Raw genomic sequence first — 16760 nt, forward strand, 5'->3', positions numbered from 1 at the left:
AGGCGCACTCCGTCTGCCAAGCTGAGACCCGTATGCCTCGGACTGTGCAGATGTGTAACCGGACATGACGACAGATCTGGACCGTCGTCGTAGGGCGGCGGGTGATCGTAGAATCACAGCGTGGCGTGCGGCATAGCCTCGGATCTACCCGTCCAGGTAAGCCCCGCACGCGTCACAGAAGTCCTGTTCGGCACCGGTCTGCGGCGCAGCGCACATCGGGCACCGGTCGGGCCGCTTCTGCGGTTCGAGCAGGCTCGAGGCCTGTTCGAACAACTCCAGGCGGTCCCGGATCCGGTGTAGGAGGTCGGCGCGTTGCTCGGTGGAGCCCAGGCTCCAGACGAGTGAGAACAGGTCGGTGTCGCGCGACAGGTCGACCACGACGTCGGGCGCCAGTTCCTCCAGTCGTGCCAACACGTCCCCGGCGGTTTCACCGGGCCGCGGCCGGGCGACGCCGATCGCTTCGCACAGCCAGGTGACCATCTCGTCGTCGGTGTCCCGGTCCGCTTTCACCGCCGCTCGCAGTCGGGCGAGTTCCATCAATTGGCCGAGCACGTCACGTTCCGGTTCGAGGATGATCAACCGGAACAGCCCGGGGAAGTACATGCGCAGCACCAGCATCTTGATGTGCTCTTCGGCGCGCAGTTGCGCGGAGCGGCTGTCGAGCCGGTGCGAGAGGACGAACGTGTTGAGGAAACGCTTGAGTCGGCGGGGATTCCGTTCGCTGCGTCGGACGATCAGCGTCAGGTCCTCTTCGGCGAGCAGGTCGGCGACACCGCACTCCCGTGCGCAGGCTCGGGCCAGGGCACGCATCTGTTCGATGTCGGGCACGGGCATGGCGTAGTCGACCTGGATGATCTTCTCCAGGTATAGGTGGCCGGCGTTGGCGAACGATTCGCGGGCCCGGGCGAGCGCCTCGCCGACCACCGCTTGGTCGTAGCCGATCACGAACGCCAGGCCGGGTGCGTCCAGGTAGAGCCGGATGGCCTCCAACACCTGCACGACGTTGTCGGGGGAACACCGGTCCAGGTCATCGATGAACACGACGAGCTGCCGGCGTTCGTCGACAGGTCGTTCCCGGTCTGCCCAGGCGGTGACGGCGTCCTGGATCTCCTTGCGGATCTGGTTGCGCTGCGAGGCGTCCACGCGGAACCGCTGCCAGAGGTCGTCCGCCAACGCACGCAGGCCCAGCCACGTGGCCAGGACGACGAACGGCGTCGTGAGCCAGGAGGACCGCCGCGTCCGACGCAACACCCGCCGCAGCACACTCGGGTCCATCTGGTCCAGCACCGAGCGGATCAGGGCGGTGAGGGCACCGGCGCCCTCGGCGGTCCACGCGTTGAACCAGGCGACCTTCACCCTGCCCCGTCGCTCCTGGGCGCGTTCTTCGATCTCGTGCTCCAGCAACCGCATCAGGCTGCTTTTGCCGCTTCCCCAGCCGCCCTGGACACCGAGGGCGAACGGGGTGGCGCCGCGGACATCGAGGAGGAAGTCCGCCATGCGCCCCGCCACCTCGCCGTACCCGAGCATGTCCGTACCGGGCTCGACCGGATGGTCGCTGAGCAACCCCAACCGCCGGCGCGGCTCCGGCGCGACGACCTGCACCTCCTGACCGGTGTCGACTTCCGTGTCGTCGGGGACGACCACGTGCAGCCGTCGCACGAGATCCGTGTGTTCGCTCCGCGCCTCCACCCTCAGGAGCGCCGAAGTCTGCTCACGGAGCAGCAGCGGCACAAACCACCGGTGCTCGGCCCTGGGCAACAACGCCACGGTCTCGGTTCGCGCCGGATCGGGGATCGAGCCGGACTCGACACTGACGTTCACGTGGAAGCAGTCGACGACATCGCCCATGTTGAGCAGCCGCAACTCGACGAGGTAGGGATCTTCGTAGTCGCCTGGCGGCGACACCCGCGCTGCCAAGCGGGGCGGACTCAACTGCACACGATCCGTCACTCGCGTAAGTGTCCCGACCGGCGGGCGTCCTGTGCCCTTCAAGGAACCCTTGTTGCGCGATGGTTAACCCAGGCGACGTGGAACGCACGCTTCTGCCGATGAGCGATTGCTGCCGTTGAGGCGGGTCGTCCTCGCCTGCCACGGACCTCGCCTAGATGATTGATTCCAAGGGGTGGGCACCTGGAGACGTGGGGCGAGGGTGTCGATGTACGGGTTGTGACGACCGACATTGACACCCTCGCGACCGCACTCTACGTCAGGACCGACGACCTGCTGAAGGCCGCGCCGCACCTGGCCCCGTGGCGTCCGAGGGTCGGCATCGCGCCGACATTGACCGACGCGGAGCTGGTGACCCTGGCGGTGATGCAGGCCCTGCTCGGCTTCACCTCCGAGGCCCGCTGGTTACGCCACGCCCGCGCCCACCTGGGACACCTGTTCCGCTACCTGCCCCGCCAACCCGGCTACAACAAGCGGCTGCGCAACGCCGCCGACCTGGTCAAGGCGGTCATCCGACTGTTGGCCGTCGACACGACGCTGTGGACCGACGACGTGTGGCTGGTCGACTCCACCCCGGTCGAGTGCGGCCGGTCCCGCGAGACCGCGCAACGCTCCGACCTGGCCGGATGGGCACAGTACGGCTACTGCGCCTCGCACTCCCGCTTCTTCTGGGGCCTGCGCCTGCACCTTGTCTGCACTCTCGGCGGGCTGCCGGTGGCGTTCGCGTTGACCGGCGCCAAGGCCGACGAACGCACCACCCTGCTCGACATCCTCGACACCGAACCCGCGCTCACGGCCGGGCGTCCCGGCCAGATCCTGATCGCCGACCGGCACTACTACGGCCGCGACTTCGAACACGACCTGGCCGACACCGGCGTCACGCTGCTGCGCCCGGCCCGCAAGGGCGAAGCGCAACGACCCGTCGCCGCCCTGTTCAAGCCACTGCGCCAGACCATCGAGTCGATCAACCAGACCTTCAAAGCCCAACTCGACCTCGAACGCCACGGCGGACGCACACCCGCCGGAGTCATCGTCCGCGTCCTGCAACGCATCCTCGCCCTGACCGCCGCCATCTGGCACAACGACCACACCGGCCAACCGATCAAGCGCTCCCTGACCGCCTACGACCACTAACCCTTGGAATCAATCATCTAGTGCGGGATCGCGTCTGTCGACCGCCGGTACCTTCCCGGTGGGGTGTCGTACTGCCGTTTGAACGCTACGGCGAACGCGAATTCCGAGTGATAGCCGACCGCGTCGGCGATGACGTTGAGCGGTACGTCGGACCCGCGCAGCAGCCGAGCTGCGGTGGTCATCCGCCACCAGGTCAGATAGCGCACCGGTGGTTGGCCGACCAGTTCGGTGAAACGCCTGGCGAACGGCGCCCTGGACAGGCCGGCGAGCGTGGCCAGCGACGCGACGGTCCACGGGTGTGCCGGTTTCCGGTGGATGGCGTGCAGGGCCGCCGCGATGGCCGGGTCGCGCAACGCCGCCGCCCAGCCGGTACCTTGCCGGGTGCGCGTCTCGTCGAACCACGCGCGTAGGGCGTAGAGCAGCAGCATGTCCAGGAGCGCGGGAATGGCGGCGTCCGTGCCGAGCCCTGGCCGCGCCAGTTCGACACCGAGCATGTCCAGCACGGCCCTCAGCCCGGTACGACCGTCGACGCGGGCATCGAGGTGGATGACCTCGGGCAGGTCCTGAAGCAAGGGGTGGTGGCCCTCGGGGGCGAGTTCGTATGCGCCGCACAGCGTCACAGTGGATGGTCCCGCGGTATCGGCGATCACGAGGGGACGGCTGTCGGGGAAGTCCGCGGCAGCGGGGTCACTCGCCCGGGTGGTGGGGGGCGTGGTCGAGCTGTCGGCCAACACGTGCCCGCGTCCGTGCGGCAGGAGCACGACGTCTCCCGCGCCGAGCCGAACAGGTGCGGCACCGGTCGGGAGGAGAACACAGTTGCCCTGCACCACCGCCCGGAAGCCGACGGCGTTGGGCACGGGCGGGAACTGCTGCGCCCATGGGCCGTGCCACCTCACGAGGGCCGACCTCGGCTGGCCGGCGCGCAGCACCGACAGCACGTCGCTCAGCACATCCACGACGACGACCCTATGCGCTCGAAGACGATCGCGAATGGAACAAGCGGCTTTGGCACATGGTTCGTCTCGACCGGGAACCCTACGGTCGAGATCATGAGAGCTGCACGGATTCATCAGTACGGCGACGCGACCGTCATCCGGATCGAGGAGATCGCCCGGCCGACGCCCGGGGTGGGCAAGGTGCTGATCGAGGTCGCCGCCACCTCGTTCAACCCGACCGAGGTGGCCCTGCGCGCCGGCGCACTGCGCAACCTGTTGCCGGCGGACCTGCCGCTCACGCTGGGCTGGGACGTCGCGGGCACGATCGTCGAACTCGGCGAGGGAGTGCACACGCACGCGGTCGGCGACCGGGTCATCGGCTGGATCGACGGCGCAGCCGCGGAGTTCGCCGTGGCCGACGCCGCGGCGCTGGTCGCCGCGCCCACCGCCATTCCCCTTGCCGACGCAGCCGCCATACCGCTCGCCGGGTTGACAGCGTGGCAGGCGATCGAGCGCACCGGACTCGTCGCGGGTGAGCGGGTCCTGGTCAACGGCGCGGGCGGCGGCGTCGGCGGGTTCACGGTCCAACTCGCCAAACGCGCCCTGGCGCGGGTGATCGCCACCGCCGGTCCACGCAGCGAGCACGCAGTCCTGCGATACGGCGCCGACCAGCTCATCGACTACACCGCCACCTCCCTCGGCGACGCGCTCGACCGCCAGGTCGATGCCGTCGTGAACCTCGTCGACCTCGACCGGCAACAGGCCACCGCGTTGGCCCCGCTCGCACGACCCGGAGGTCGCGTCGTCTCCGTCACCAACGTGATCCAGGCGCCGCCCGGCACCGGAGTGACCACGGCACACGTCGTAGCCCACAACGACCCCACCCAACTCGCCGCGCTGGTGGCTCTGGTCGACAGCGGAGCGATCACCGTCGAGGTCACCGAACGCCACCCACTCGGCGCAGTCGCCTCCCTCCACCGCAGGAGCGAGACGGGCGACATCCACGGCAAGATCATCATTTCCCCGGCGGCATGAACATGCGCGCGCTCCCCGACTCGAACGCACGCTCATGCCGCAGAGCGCGCGTCACGACGACCATCGGCTTCGGGTGAGAAGGTCCTTCTGGCAGCGACGGATATCCTGTCGTCAGTGAAGGCTGCGGAATGGGGAAGTCCGGTGGACTGGAGTTTCTACCCGGATGTCGCGCGGGTCTTCTCGCTGCGGGTCGCGCTGCAATCCGAACTCGACCGCCTGGGGCGCGGCCTTGCCGTCCGCCTGCCGGCGGCTCCCGGGTGGCGGGACACGGGTGCCGTGGTGCGTCACGAAGACCGGCGTGTCGACGTGGGCATGGGCATCCAGGAGCGGGTGTTCCTGATGCGGTTCCGGGTGCACGACGTCGAACTCGCCAGCGGCACGACGTCGGACCTCGCGGCGGTCGCCGGGTCCATCGCGACCTGGACGGGCGGCGCGCTGGTCCGCGACCTCAGTGCCGCGTGGCCTTTCGCGCAGTTCAGTCCCTGGTCGGAGGCCTACGAGCGGGGCGAGGGGATCGAGTGGCGCTGGCAGCGGTACGTCGGCCACCGAGGGTTGCCGCCTCACCTGACGGCGCTGCGTCCATTCCTCGTCGCCGCGATGGGCCAGCCGCGCCTGCGCGCCCTCTATCCCTTCACCAGCATGTACACCCTCGGCTTCCGGCCGACGATCCGCTACGTCGAATCGGACGGCCCCTGGGTTCAGTCCTTGGACGACGGCCGCTTCCGAGTGCGGGGCCGCGGAGGGAAGGAAGTCGGTGTCGACGACGCCGACCACAGCGTGACCCTTGCCCTCGCCGTGCTCGACACGATCACCTACAAGTAGCGCCGAGGCGGCAGCGCGCCCTAACAACGCAACCAGGCACCACTGACATCCGCACATGCCGACGAGCGGATACTCAGGAGCTGCTGTCAGCCTGCCTGGTGACGATCGAGCGCGAGCAGTTCAGGTCGATCTCGCGCCGTCGAGGTTCGATCTGATCACTGTGGCCGTCGGGTGATCATGGCCCAGTACCCGCTCGCAACTGGCGAGGGTGGCCTCGTACAGCGAGATCGCCCGACCCAGATCACCCGCCGACCGGTAGCCGCCGCAAATCTCGCCGGACTGACCCCGGCTCGGACCCAAGCGGGTGTTGGATGCGGTGGATGAGGCGTCGCTGCTCGATCACGACGGACACGGCCGCTGGCGGATGCACGACCTGATCGGCGCCTACGCCACCACCGCCGCCCACGAGTTGGACGAACCCACTCGAGAGAGTGCGCTTCGGCGGGTGGTCGACTTCTACGCCCACACCGCCTATGCGGCCTTCAACCTCATCTGGCCCAACCGCCCGCGCTTGGAACTCGACGCTCCCGCCCCCCAGCAGCCACCCTCAAACGCTGCCGGACGTGGCGGATCGCGTGGGACCGTCGATCGGGCGAAGGCATGTGCGCCGGCGGTCGGGCAGAGCCGGGTTCTCCTCGAGGCCGTGCAGGATGTCTCGGGATCGTGGGTTCACTTCCGTACTCCAGTCGGATCGCCGCGATCGCGGGTCCGTCCGGTGCGGAACAGGTCAGAATACGGCGATGGTCGAGCGGAGCAACCGGTTCACCGGTCGTTCGCTCTGCAGAGCCCTTGTGGCGAGATACATGCCAAACAGGACGCTGTTCGCTGAGAGCTTGGCGACCTTTCGGCGCATGTTCGGTCGACTCAGCCCTCGGGTGAAACAGAGCCGCACGTCACTGGCGAACAGGTTCGCGAACACGCTGCCATGCCACTGATCTGACGCTGCGAGGCGTGTTCATGCCGCTGGTCGCGTCCCGACGAAGGTCCGCTTCCGCCGATGTTCTCGCGTCGGCACCTCACGAGCGTGATCGTTTCGCTAGCGTCGGCAGGGGGCTGTGGCCGTCGGGAGCGGGCCACGCCGAGATTTGCAGGGGGTTGCGGTGAGCGAGGAGATCCAATTCCACCAGGCAGTGATGGAGCGCGGTGACGCCGCCGTGTTGGTCGTCGACGCCGACGAGTTGGCCGTTCGATGGGCTTCGCCGGCGGCGCTGCGTCTGTTCGGCACCGCGTCGGGGGTGTTTCCCGATCTTGTGGACCCTGCGGACGCGGCCGCGGTGGCCTCGTTCCTCCAGGCCGCGATCGGTCGGGACAGCGCCTCGCGCGGCACGTGCGCGGTCCCGGTCGAGGGCTCGACCGCGCGGCGGGTCGACCTGGTCGCACGTGACCTGAGCGCGGACCCGGCGGTGGGCGGCCTCGTGGTCGTCGCCTTGGACGTGACCGGCTGGGCGGAGCGGTCGGAGGAACTGGGCAGACGGCTCGGCACCGACGGCCTGACCGGCGTGGCGAACCGGGCGGGTCTGCTGCCGCGGCTGGAGCAGGCGGCTCGCGGCGCGCCGGACTCCGGGCCCGGCCCGGTGCTGATGTTCCTGGACCTCGACGGATTCAAGACGGTCAACGACCGCTACGGGCACGCCGCCGGAGACCTGGTGCTGCGTGGGGTCGCGGCACACCTCGACGCGGTCATGGCCGGACGGGGGACGGTGGCGCGGGTCGGGGGTGACGAGTTCGTGGTGCTCCTCGACCGGTCCGACGAGCAGGAGGCGGTCGCGTTCGCCCAGGAGGCCGTGAACCTGGAGTTCACCGTGGCCGGGGACGTGGTCCGGGTGACCGCGTCGGCCGGGATCATGGTCGTGCGCCGGGGATACCGGGCGGAATCCCTGCTGCACCGCGCGGACCTGGCCATGTACCGGGCCAAGGCGACAGGCCGCGCCCATGCCGTGGTCTACCGCGACGACCTCCAGGACTGGGTGCTGGCGCGCAAACTGGAAGTCGACCAGCTCGCCGAGCGGCTGGAACACATGCGCCTGGAGAAGCAGGCGCTCGTGGAAGCCGCGACCATCGACCAGCGGACCGGACTGCCCAACCCGGCCGCCTTCGACGCCGACCACGACCTCCAGAACCGTCGCGGGCGGCCCTACAGCCTGCTGCTGGTCGACATCGACCACTTCCACGACTACAACACCCTCTACCGCTACCTCGCCGGCCACGAAGCACTTCGCAAGGTGGGCCAGGCGATCAGACGCGCGGTGCGCACGACCGACCGGACCTACCGCTACGGCGGCGAGGAGTTCACCGTCCTGCTGCCCGACGCCCGCCTGCACGAGGCGACGGCGGTCGGCGAACGAGTCCGGCTGGCCGTCGAACAGTCCGGGATCGAACACCGGGGAAACCCCGGAGGAGTGCTGACGGTCTCCGTGGGCGTGGTCGAGGCCGAACCCGGCGCCACCGTCACCGACGTGATCGAGGAAGCCAACATCGCACTCCTCGAAGCGAAAGACACCGGCCGCAACCAGGTGACCGGCCGAACCGCCCACACCCCAAGACCACCCGCCTGACGAGATCCCCGGCCAGGATTCGCCTACTGATCAACTCGTGATGGCGGCGAACATGCCGTGTGCTTGGCGCATCCAGACCAAGGCTTCGTCGGACACGCAACAGTAGCCGTCGGCCGTTGGGGGCTGGAGTTCCGCATCGTCTTCGAAGTGACGCCTGAGATAGCGCTGTGCGTTGAGTCGGCGATACGGGTAACGAGTGCCTTACTGCGCAGACCGTCGTGGAGCGGAGTCCCGTGAAGATCAGGCTCATTGCCCACCAGGCGATCGGCGAGACCGATCAGCGCCCGGATCCTGGCCTTGGCGGCGACCGACACCCGAGGTCCGTTCACCATCGGTGTTTTCGGTGAGTGGGGCACCGGCAAGACGAGCCTGATGCGCATGGTCGAGCGGAACCTCGCCGCCGACGAGAACGTGGTGACGGTGTGGTTCAACGCCTGGCGCTACGAACAGGAGGAACCCCCGATCGTGCCACTCGTCGGCACGATCGTGCGAGCCTTGGAAGAGCACGCCGGACTCAACCAGCGATTCGGGAACGCCGGACGGCGGCTCACAACGATCTCGACTACCAGTCGACAAATCGCCACCGCCTTGATCATCCGGAATCCTCACGTCGGCAAGCCGGCGGGTACCGCGAGCGCACTTCCCTTCGGGCAACGACGAACATCCGCTTCTGCCGCTGTGGGTATGACTCGGCTACCGCGGAAGTGCGCGATCGCGTGATCCGGCGGGCTGGTCGGCGGCGAGGAAGGGCGTCAGGAGGCGGAGCAGTTCCTGGGGCCGGTCCAGCGGAATGATGTGGCCGCAATCCTGAACGAGGTGACCGGTGAGGTCGTCGGTGACGGGGCGCAACTGCTGTTCCAGTGCGCGGCCGACCGGGTGGGCGCCGATCGCCATGGTGGGCATGGTGAGCCGGCCACCTGACACGGCCTCGCTGATCTGACGCGCGCTGGTCGGCTGGGCGCGGTAGTAGGAGAAGGCGCAGCGCAGGGCGTCGTGTCCGGTGTAGGCGTCGGCGAAGGCGTTGCGGATCTCCGGTGGTACACCGCGACCGTGGGTGCCTGCCGCGAGGAACCAGTCGAGGTACTCCGCCTCGTGTCCGATCAGGACTGTTTCGCCCAGACCGGGAACGGAGTGGAACCCGAACCACCACGGCGGGCCGTCGGCGAGGAAGTCCTCGGCGCCGGGCAGTGCACCCAGCAGCGACTCCATCACGACGAGTCGCCGCACCAGGTCCGGCCGCCGCATGGCGAGCAGGAAGGCGACCGGGGTGCCGGCGTCGATGGCGACCACGGCCGCGGTGGGTTCGGCGAGGGCGTCGAGGATGCCTCCGGCGTCGGCGGCCAGCGTGCCCGCGTCGTAACCCTCCGCCGCGCGGGTGCTGGCGCCGAGCCCGCGCAGGTCCGGGGCGATGACCCGGTGGTGCTCGGCCAGCGGGCCGATGATCTCGGTCCACAGCCGCCAGGTGTGCGGAAAGCCGTGCAGCAGCAGGACTGCCGGTCCGGTGCCGACGACAGCCACGTTGGCTTGGATGCCGTTGGTGGCGATCCGCCGAAGCACGATGTCGGCTCTGTGCCGTGGCGAAGGGGTTGCGGGTGGTGTGCCGGGCACGGCGCCTCCAAGCTGGTTACCATTGGTTACTTGGAGACGTTAGGTAACTTCGGTAGTGCCGCCAAGACGGCACCTTGCCCACAGGTGGTGAGTTCCAGGTGACCTCCCGACCGGCGCGCTCGGCACAAAGTGGACGCGGCGACTTGTTCGATCCCGAGTGCCCGACCCGCCGGCTGCTGGACCGCATCGGCACGAAATGGACGTCAATGGCGGTCAAGGTCCTCGCGGAGGCGGCCCCGCACGAGGTGCGTTTCGCCGAGCTGCGCCGGCGGATGCCCGGTGTCTCACAGAAAATGCTGTCGGTGACCCTGCACAGCTTGACCCGCGACGGCCTCGTCGCCCGCCGGGTGGAGCCCACCGTGCCGCCACGCGTGCACTACCAGCTCACCGATCTGGGCTCGTCGCTCGAGGTCCCGCTAGCCGTGCTCCGGACATGGGCCGAGGAGCACATGGCCCAGATCGACCGCGCCAACGCGATCAGCGACGCCCAAGCCAACCTCGCGGACAGAGGGTGAGGTGTCGCCCGCGAACACACGCTCATGCCACCGAGCGGGCGTCCCGACGGGCGTCCCGCTTCTGCCGACGAGCGAGCGTTCGACTTGGGCGAGCGTCGGTCACGTGGCTGCACGCCGAGGTCGCGAACTGAGTTCTGTTGGTGGCACTTTGGCGCGATGGGTGTTCCGCGTGTCGGGCGTCAGCCGTTTCCTTGACCATGGTTCGCTTGCGATACTCCACGGTATGGTGGTGGGTCGGCAGACCGAGCTGCGTCGGCTGGACGACTTTCTGGGCCGGGTGGGTGGTGGTCCGGCTGCTCTGGTGATCGAGGGTGCGGCCGGGATCGGGAAGACCACTTTGCTCGATGCGGCCGTGGCCGCCGCTCCGCGCGGGCTGACGGTGCTGCGGACCCGGTGTGTGCCGGCCGAATCAGTGCTCGCCTACGCGGGTCTTGCTGATCTGCTCGGCGGCTGTGGTGAGGACGAGTTGGCTGGGCTGCCGCCCCCGCAGCGGCGGGCGCTCGACGTTGTGCTGTCGCGGTCCGATGCCGGTTCCGGGGTCATCGAGCCGCAGGTCGTCGGTCGGGCAACTCTTGCGGTGCTGCGGGCGATCTGCCCGGTTGTGCTCGCCGTGGACGACGCGCGCTGGCTGGACCGACCGTCCGCGCGGACGCTGGCGTTCGCGCTTCGCCGGTCGGACGATGTGGCTGTCGGTGTGCTCGCGACCGATCGTGGCGAGGGCGGACTGTGGCTCGACGATGCCGCGCCGCCGGTTCGGCTGGACCGGTTGGAGCTGGGACCGCTAGCCGATGACGATCTCGCGTTGCTCGTGGAGCAGCGGCGGGGAGCAGGGTTGTCGCGCAGGTCGCGGGACTGGATTGTGCGCATCGCGGCCGGGAATCCGTTGTACGCCTTGGAGCTGACGGGTCGTCCTGACGAGGTGCCGGCTCGGCTGGAGGCCTTGGTCGCGGACCGGCTCGACCGCTTGCCGCGGGCCGCGCACGAGGTGCTGGCGGTTGCGGCCTGCCTGCCCGCGCCGACGGTGGCACAGCTTGTCGCCGTCCTCGGAGAGCCTGCCGCATCGGCTGTGCACACCGCGCTCGACGCCGGAGTGGTGCTGGTGGAGGAGGGACGGCTTCGGTTCCGCCATCCCCTGCTGGGCGCTGCCGCGCTGGCGCGGATACCGCTGTCCGCTCGACGTGCGCTGCATGGCCGGTTGGCGGAGGTGGTGACCGATGCCGAGCAACGCGCCCAGCACCTGGTGCACGCGGCCGACGGACCGGACGAGGTGGTGGCCGCCGCGATCGAGGAGGGTGCGACGCTGGCGCGGGCACGCGGCGCCCCGGAGACCGCTGCCGAACTGGTCGAGGCTGCGGCACGGCTGACCCCGGCGGAGCAGGCGGACCACGCACGGCGGCGGCTCGTCGCGGCCGGACGTTCTGGTGATCGTTGGGCCCTCTCCTGGACCGGATGAGCCAGCTCGGGTTTCTTGAACCCGCGTGGTACCCGCTGGCCTGGTGCGAGCTCGACGCACTCGTCGAGGTCGGCGAGCTGGCCCGGGCGGCGGTGTTGACTGAGGAGTTGCACCGGTTCGGGATCCGCATGGACCGCCCGTTCGCCCTGGCCACCGCGGCCAGGTGCCGGGGAAGGATCGCCGCCGCACGCGGTGACTTCGACATCGCGATGGCCGATTTCGACGCCGCGATGGCCCAGCACGAGAGGTTCGACTGGCCGTTCGAGCGTGCGCGAACGCTCCTGGCTGTCGGTGCCGTGCGACGCCGGGCCAAGCAGAAACGTGCCGCCCGAGACGCACTTGGCGACGCCTTGGCCGCGTTCTCCCGGCTCGGGGCCCGGCTCTGGGCGGCCAAGACGGGGAGCGAACTCGCCCGGATCGGTGGCCGGACCCCGAATTCCGGCGATTTGACCACGACCGAACGGCGCGTTGCCGCACTCGTCTCGCAAGGTCACACCAACGCTGAGGTCGCCGGGTTGTTGTTCCTCAGCGTCAAGACCGTCGCGGCCCACCTCACCCATGTCTACGCCAAGCTCGGGGTGCGCTCACGTACCGAGCTTGTCCGCCACGTGCGTGACACCACCTGACACCCGCACCCATCCCCGGTGTGTTCGGCCCGCAATATGAGTCTGGACGAGGGGTGCGAAGGCGTCGTCGTCAATGCCCCGGTAACCCTGTCGCACGATGGTTCGGTACTTCGCCTCGGACACGACGAGAACGAGCGGTTCCGCCGCCTTCGCGAGCGCGCTCTTGAGCGCGGGTGCGTCCAGCAACCGGAAGCTGAGATCCAGGGCCTCGCCACAACACCCCCTGCGGTCGTAGAGCACTTCGCCGGCGTGCACGACCACACGAAGCCGCAGGTCCTGTTGCCTGGACAGCTCTTCGCCAAGCGCGGGCACGAAGGCATTCAGCAGCAGTGTCTTCGGCACGATCGGGTGGATGACCGCCAGTATCCCGTCCCCCCGGTCGACCAGCGGGTCGCGGAGACGCTCTTCGACACCGGCCGCGTACAGGGAGTTCTCGAACGCCTCGTACAGCACGCGGCGAAGGCGGACCTTGGTGGCGTCCGGTCTCGCCGTGGAGTCCGCGATGTCCACCGCCACGACGGTCCGATGGCAGGGTTCTCCCGGCCATCGCCGCTCTCTTCTACCGAATAAACCCATGGCACGGACGCTACGGTCGCAGTGGCGGGAAGGAATCGGAGATTCCTCGCATCTTTGCGGTATCGCCCGCCGAGCGACAGACGGCCCCGCCATGATCAATAGGACGCCAACACCGCAAAGCTCCACCACATGAACCCGGCCAACGACCACCACACCAACGCCGTCTCAGCGGACCTGTCACCCCGCAGGTCAGCGCTGCGCTCATGTGCTCGACGGCAAGGTGCAACGGCTGCCACTGACTGAGGCAGGGAGCGGAGATGATGGCCCGAGACCACCGCGACGATACCGACGCTCAGGTCGTCCCACCGAGCGAGCCTTCGCCCACTGTCGAGGCGTAGGCCCCGGAGGCACAGAACACGGTGACCGGGGTGGTCGCGGGTGGGGTGGTGCAGGCCCACACGATCAGCGGTGGCGTTCACCACCACACGGCTCCGCCTGGGCGACCGGTGCCGCAGCAGTTGCCCGCCGCTCCACCCGCCTTCATCGGCCGCGCCGACGAGTTGGCCACACTCACCGCTGCCCTGAACCAAGGCTCGCTCGCGGGCGGCACGGTGGTGATCTCGGCGCTGGCCGGCACCGGAGGCATCGGCAAGACCTGGCCGGCCCTGTACTGGGCTCACCAGCATCGTGACCGGTTCCCCGACGGGCAGCTATTCGTCGACTTGTGCGGTTTCTCCCCGGCGGGAAAGCCGATGGAGGCGACCGTGGCGGTCCGCGGCTTCCTCGATGCCCTCGACGTCGATCCCGCTCGCATTCCGACGGCCCTGCACGCTCAGTCCGCGCTCTATCGCAGCCTCGTCGCGGGCAAGCGGGTGCTGATCGTGCTGGACAACGCCGCCACCGCCGACCAGATCACCCCGTTGTTACCCGGCGACCCGTCCTGCACGGTGGTGGTGACCAGCCGCCGACGCCTCGACAGGCTGGTCATGGCGCACGGTGCCCACCAGGTCCGCCTCGACGCCTTCACCGACACCGAGGCCCGCCGGCTACTCACCACCCGCCTTGGCCGGCGCCGTATTGAGGCCGAACCTGGCGCTGTGGCCGATCTGCTCGGCGTGGCTGCGGTGATCGGTGCCGTTGACGACGGCCCAGCCCAGGACGTCTGGGTGGTGGTGGGGCGGGAACTTGTCGGCGACGACGTAGAGCTTCTGGCCGGTCCAGCGGGTACGCAGACTCTTGAGCAGGCCGAGGAACTCGCCGTGTCGTTGCGGCGCCGGATCCGGTAGTGGATCTTGCCGCTGCTCAGGTCGAGGGCTGCGAGCATGTGCCTGAAGGAGCAGTCGGTGTTGCGCAGTCCGCACGTTCGCCTACTCGTACCTCGGCATCCCACCGGACCCCAGACCCGACGACAGCAGGAGGCCTCGGCTCGTGGTGCTGGTTATCGGTGTTGACCAGCACGTCGACATCCGGCCGCAACTCGCTGTGATCACATCAGTGGCTCGTCACCCGGCCGGCGTCGGGTGACGGGCCGACGGATCGACCGGTGGCGCGCGTGGTTATGGCGTGGTCGGCAGGAGGCAGGAGTAGCTCAGGGGGAGCAGGTTCACGAAGGTTCCGCCGGCTCCGGTGCAGATGGCGCGGGCCTCGGAAACGCGCCGGTTGGTCGAACCGAGGGGGTTGAACACGCAGACATAGCCCACCGGGTTCACGGTGAGAGTGAGCACGCCACCGGTCGCGATGCACAGTTCGGTCGCGTTACCCGTGCCCGAACCTGGTCCCGATCCTGGCGGGGTGCTCGTGTTCTCGCAGCTCGCGTGGATATCGGGGTCTGGCGCGGGCCCCTGGCAGGTGTCGGTGCCGAGGCCGCCGTCGAGGCTGTCCTGGGCGCCGTCGTTGGACGCGCCGATGAGCGTGTCGTTTCCGGCGCTGCCGGAAACGGTGTCGATGCCCAGGCCGCCGGTGAGAGTGTCGTCGCCGGTGCCGCCGGTGAGGGTGTCGTTCCCGTCGCCACCGTTGATCGTGTCGTTGAAGTCCGAACCGGTGATGGTGTCATTGCCGCCGTTGCCGTTGATCGTCTTGGCGGGGTTCGTGCCGCCGCAGTCGATCGTGTCGTTCCCGGGAGTTCCGGTGACGACGGTGTCGGTCTGGGTCACGCCGGCACTCACGACGCAGTTGACAGCGGCGTGGGCGGTCAGAGGGCTGACCGCCCATAAGAACGGGACGGCGAGGACGCCGGCCACCGTGGCGACGACTCCTCGACGGATCTTACTCTGCAGGATTCTCATGCTCGTTTCCTTGACACATTGTTGGCGATGACTCGCACAGCGTGATGCGCTGGCGAAAACTGACCTGATACGAATCGCACGCCACCCACAACCGGCGTGGCTGTCGGCGTCCACTTCCTCCACACGCAAAAACCTCGGCTCGTGGTGCGAACCGCTCATGGCGGCTGACTCACGTCACCGAGGTCTGGGGTGTGACACAGTACGTTACTCCTATTGCAGCAAAGATTGGCGCTGCGTCGCCCGAATGGACGCACGCTCGTACGACGGCAGGACGCCTCGCTGGGTGCGCACGGGCGGCACTCGACCGACGCCCCGGTCCGGTCGGCATCTCGCACCAGACACGACAAATCGAGACCGATTGGGATCCGATTCATTGATGCGACCGCCACGAGTCTCCCGCGAATCGGCTCGGACGAGTTCCTTCGCAGCAGCGAGGTCCATGCCCCCGCCGACCCGTGACCCGCGCCCGAAGCGCAACTCCCGAGGGCCGAGTCGGTCCGGTCTGCGCAGCGGAACCAACGGCACCGTCTTGGCGGCTGGTCGGCCCAAGCGTGGACCGGCACGCCCCCGCAGGCAAGACCTGGCGGCGGGCGTACCGGTCGGACTTCGGTGTCAGAGGCCGAGCAGGGGGAAGAGGACGGCGCCGGCGGCGCCGAGGATTCCGGCGACGGTGCCGTTGACGATGCCGATGACGGAGTCGATCAGGCCGCCGACGATGACGATTCCCATGGGTGATTTCTCCTTGTATCGAGGATCTGGCGTACTTTGGCTACTGCATTCCCTGGGGCACGATCGATGACGACCGGTGCGACGCACGAGTGCCGGAATGCGCAGTCGGCGCACGGACGCCGATACAATCCGGGCCGGCTGATACCGTTCCCTATGCACAAACCCCGGTGTGCGATCCGCCTCCAGTAATTGCGGAGGTGGCGCCACCGGGGTCCGGGGTAACAAGCATCAACCTATACCCTCGACCGGTTGACCGGCACCGCAGTCACCCAAATAGCCGTACGTGCGCACCTTTCGGTGAAGGTCGACTCCCGAACGGAATCCGCGACCTGCGGATTTCGACGAGATCCGACCGGGCACCCCACCGGCGGAATTCCTGGCCGGATTCGAACAGCGGCCGTGGTGACGAGAAACACTGGAATCAATGTTTGACCCACAGCCCCGCGCACGAAGAAGAAAATTCCTCCGTCACCGGGAATTCCTCGCAACGGGATGACGAACCGCCGATTTACTTGCAATTTTGACAAATAAGGCACAGGGTTGCCCCGGGAGCGCAGACGAATCTGATGCGCGGCATTGACCGCCGACGAGATCACACTC

The 16760-nt window shown here is 68.5% G+C and carries 15 protein-coding genes; 9 read left to right on the top strand and 6 right to left on the bottom strand.

Features of this window, described 5'->3' with window-relative positions:
• Positions 1 to 144 precede the first annotated feature (144 nt).
• Complete coding sequence (locus ACQPZF_RS26460; RefSeq protein ID WP_433261317.1) at positions 145 to 1950, bottom strand: KAP family P-loop NTPase fold protein; 1806 nt, start codon at positions 1948 to 1950, stop codon at positions 145 to 147.
• A gap of 216 nt (positions 1951 to 2166) precedes the next feature.
• Here ACQPZF_RS26460 and ACQPZF_RS26465 point away from each other — a divergent pair, with 216 nt between their 5' ends.
• On the top strand, positions 2167 to 3081 hold the full coding sequence (locus ACQPZF_RS26465) for an IS982 family transposase (protein WP_433261319.1): 915 nt from the start codon (positions 2167 to 2169) through the stop codon (positions 3079 to 3081).
• A gap of 17 nt (positions 3082 to 3098) precedes the next feature.
• On the opposite strand, the gene ACQPZF_RS26470 is transcribed toward ACQPZF_RS26465, so the two are convergent.
• Complete coding sequence (locus ACQPZF_RS26470) at positions 3099 to 4037, bottom strand: AraC family transcriptional regulator (RefSeq protein WP_433261320.1); 939 nt, start codon at positions 4035 to 4037, stop codon at positions 3099 to 3101.
• A gap of 93 nt (positions 4038 to 4130) precedes the next feature.
• Here ACQPZF_RS26470 and ACQPZF_RS26475 point away from each other — a divergent pair, with 93 nt between their 5' ends.
• Both ACQPZF_RS26475 and ACQPZF_RS26480 read left to right on the top strand, forming a co-directional pair.
• Entirely contained in the window at positions 4131 to 5051 is a 921-nt protein-coding gene (locus ACQPZF_RS26475; protein ID WP_433261322.1) for an NADP-dependent oxidoreductase, read from the top strand.
• Between the two features lie 114 nt (positions 5052 to 5165).
• The gene (locus ACQPZF_RS26480) at positions 5166 to 5873 is read left to right on the top strand and encodes a DUF6193 family natural product biosynthesis protein (RefSeq protein WP_433261323.1); all 708 of its coding nucleotides are present in this window, start codon (positions 5166 to 5168) and stop codon (positions 5871 to 5873) included.
• 120 nt (positions 5874 to 5993) lie between these two features.
• Here the strand turns inward: ACQPZF_RS26480 and ACQPZF_RS26485 are convergent, their stop codons facing one another.
• Positions 5994 to 6173 carry a tetratricopeptide repeat protein gene (locus tag ACQPZF_RS26485; RefSeq protein WP_433261325.1) on the bottom strand — a complete coding sequence of 60 codons (180 nt, stop codon included), beginning with the start codon at positions 6171 to 6173 and terminating at the stop codon, positions 5994 to 5996.
• A gap of 800 nt (positions 6174 to 6973) precedes the next feature.
• Between ACQPZF_RS26485 and ACQPZF_RS26490 the strand changes: the two genes are divergently transcribed.
• Positions 6974 to 8428 carry a diguanylate cyclase domain-containing protein gene (locus ACQPZF_RS26490; RefSeq protein ID WP_433261327.1) on the top strand — a complete coding sequence of 485 codons (1455 nt, stop codon included), beginning with the start codon at positions 6974 to 6976 and terminating at the stop codon, positions 8426 to 8428.
• A gap of 297 nt (positions 8429 to 8725) precedes the next feature.
• Entirely contained in the window at positions 8726 to 9148 is a 423-nt protein-coding gene (locus ACQPZF_RS26495; protein ID WP_433261329.1) for a P-loop NTPase fold protein, read from the top strand.
• On the opposite strand, the gene ACQPZF_RS26500 is transcribed toward ACQPZF_RS26495, so the two are convergent.
• Positions 9122 to 9985 (bottom strand): alpha/beta fold hydrolase, encoded by an 864-nt coding sequence (locus tag ACQPZF_RS26500; RefSeq protein WP_433261331.1) that lies wholly within the window; start codon positions 9983 to 9985, stop codon positions 9122 to 9124. The genes ACQPZF_RS26495 and ACQPZF_RS26500 overlap by 27 nt on opposite strands.
• A 194-nt stretch (positions 9986 to 10179) precedes the next feature.
• Here ACQPZF_RS26500 and ACQPZF_RS26505 point away from each other — a divergent pair, with 194 nt between their 5' ends.
• The 3 genes from ACQPZF_RS26505 (at position 10180) to ACQPZF_RS26515 (ending at position 12630) form a co-directional block, all read left to right on the top strand.
• Positions 10180 to 10551: a winged helix-turn-helix transcriptional regulator gene (locus tag ACQPZF_RS26505; protein ID WP_433261333.1), complete on the top strand. Its 372-nt coding sequence runs from the start codon at positions 10180 to 10182 to the stop codon at positions 10549 to 10551.
• 229 nt (positions 10552 to 10780) lie between these two features.
• A complete protein-coding gene (locus ACQPZF_RS26510; RefSeq protein WP_433261335.1) occupies positions 10781 to 12004 on the top strand; it encodes an AAA family ATPase in 1224 nt (407 codons plus the stop codon).
• Entirely contained in the window at positions 12001 to 12630 is a 630-nt protein-coding gene (locus ACQPZF_RS26515) for a LuxR C-terminal-related transcriptional regulator (protein ID WP_433261337.1), read from the top strand. The genes ACQPZF_RS26510 and ACQPZF_RS26515 overlap by 4 nt, the downstream gene beginning before the upstream one ends.
• On the opposite strand, the gene ACQPZF_RS26520 is transcribed toward ACQPZF_RS26515, so the two are convergent.
• Positions 12589 to 13140 carry a hypothetical protein gene (locus ACQPZF_RS26520; RefSeq protein WP_433261339.1) on the bottom strand — a complete coding sequence of 184 codons (552 nt, stop codon included), beginning with the start codon at positions 13138 to 13140 and terminating at the stop codon, positions 12589 to 12591. The two genes, ACQPZF_RS26515 and ACQPZF_RS26520, sit on opposite strands and share 42 nt — an antisense overlap.
• 425 nt (positions 13141 to 13565) lie before the next feature.
• On the opposite strand from ACQPZF_RS26520, the gene ACQPZF_RS26525 reads away from it, so the two are divergent.
• The gene (locus tag ACQPZF_RS26525; RefSeq protein WP_433261341.1) at positions 13566 to 14432 is read left to right on the top strand and encodes a hypothetical protein; all 867 of its coding nucleotides are present in this window, start codon (positions 13566 to 13568) and stop codon (positions 14430 to 14432) included.
• A 270-nt stretch (positions 14433 to 14702) separates the two neighbouring features.
• Here ACQPZF_RS26525 and ACQPZF_RS26530 read toward each other — a convergent pair whose 3' ends face one another.
• Positions 14703 to 15431 carry a calcium-binding protein gene (locus ACQPZF_RS26530; RefSeq protein ID WP_433261344.1) on the bottom strand — a complete coding sequence of 243 codons (729 nt, stop codon included), beginning with the start codon at positions 15429 to 15431 and terminating at the stop codon, positions 14703 to 14705.
• Between the last annotated feature and the right edge of the window lie 1329 nt (positions 15432 to 16760).

The organism is Actinosynnema sp. CS-041913, from assembly GCF_050942485.1.
GTDB lineage: Bacteria > Actinomycetota > Actinomycetes > Mycobacteriales > Pseudonocardiaceae > Actinosynnema.

Bases quoted from the DNA above. Each gene is read 5' to 3' on its own strand.
- ACQPZF_RS26530 (WP_433261344.1), bottom strand. From the start codon at position 15,431: ATGAGAATCCTGCAGAGTAAGATCCGTCGAGGAGTCGTCGCCACGGTG.
- ACQPZF_RS26475 (WP_433261322.1), top strand. From the start codon at position 4,131: ATGAGAGCTGCACGGATTCATCAGTACGGCGACGCGACCGTCATCCGG.
- ACQPZF_RS26515 (WP_433261337.1), top strand. From the start codon at position 12,001: ATGAGCCAGCTCGGGTTTCTTGAACCCGCGTGGTACCCGCTGGCCTGG.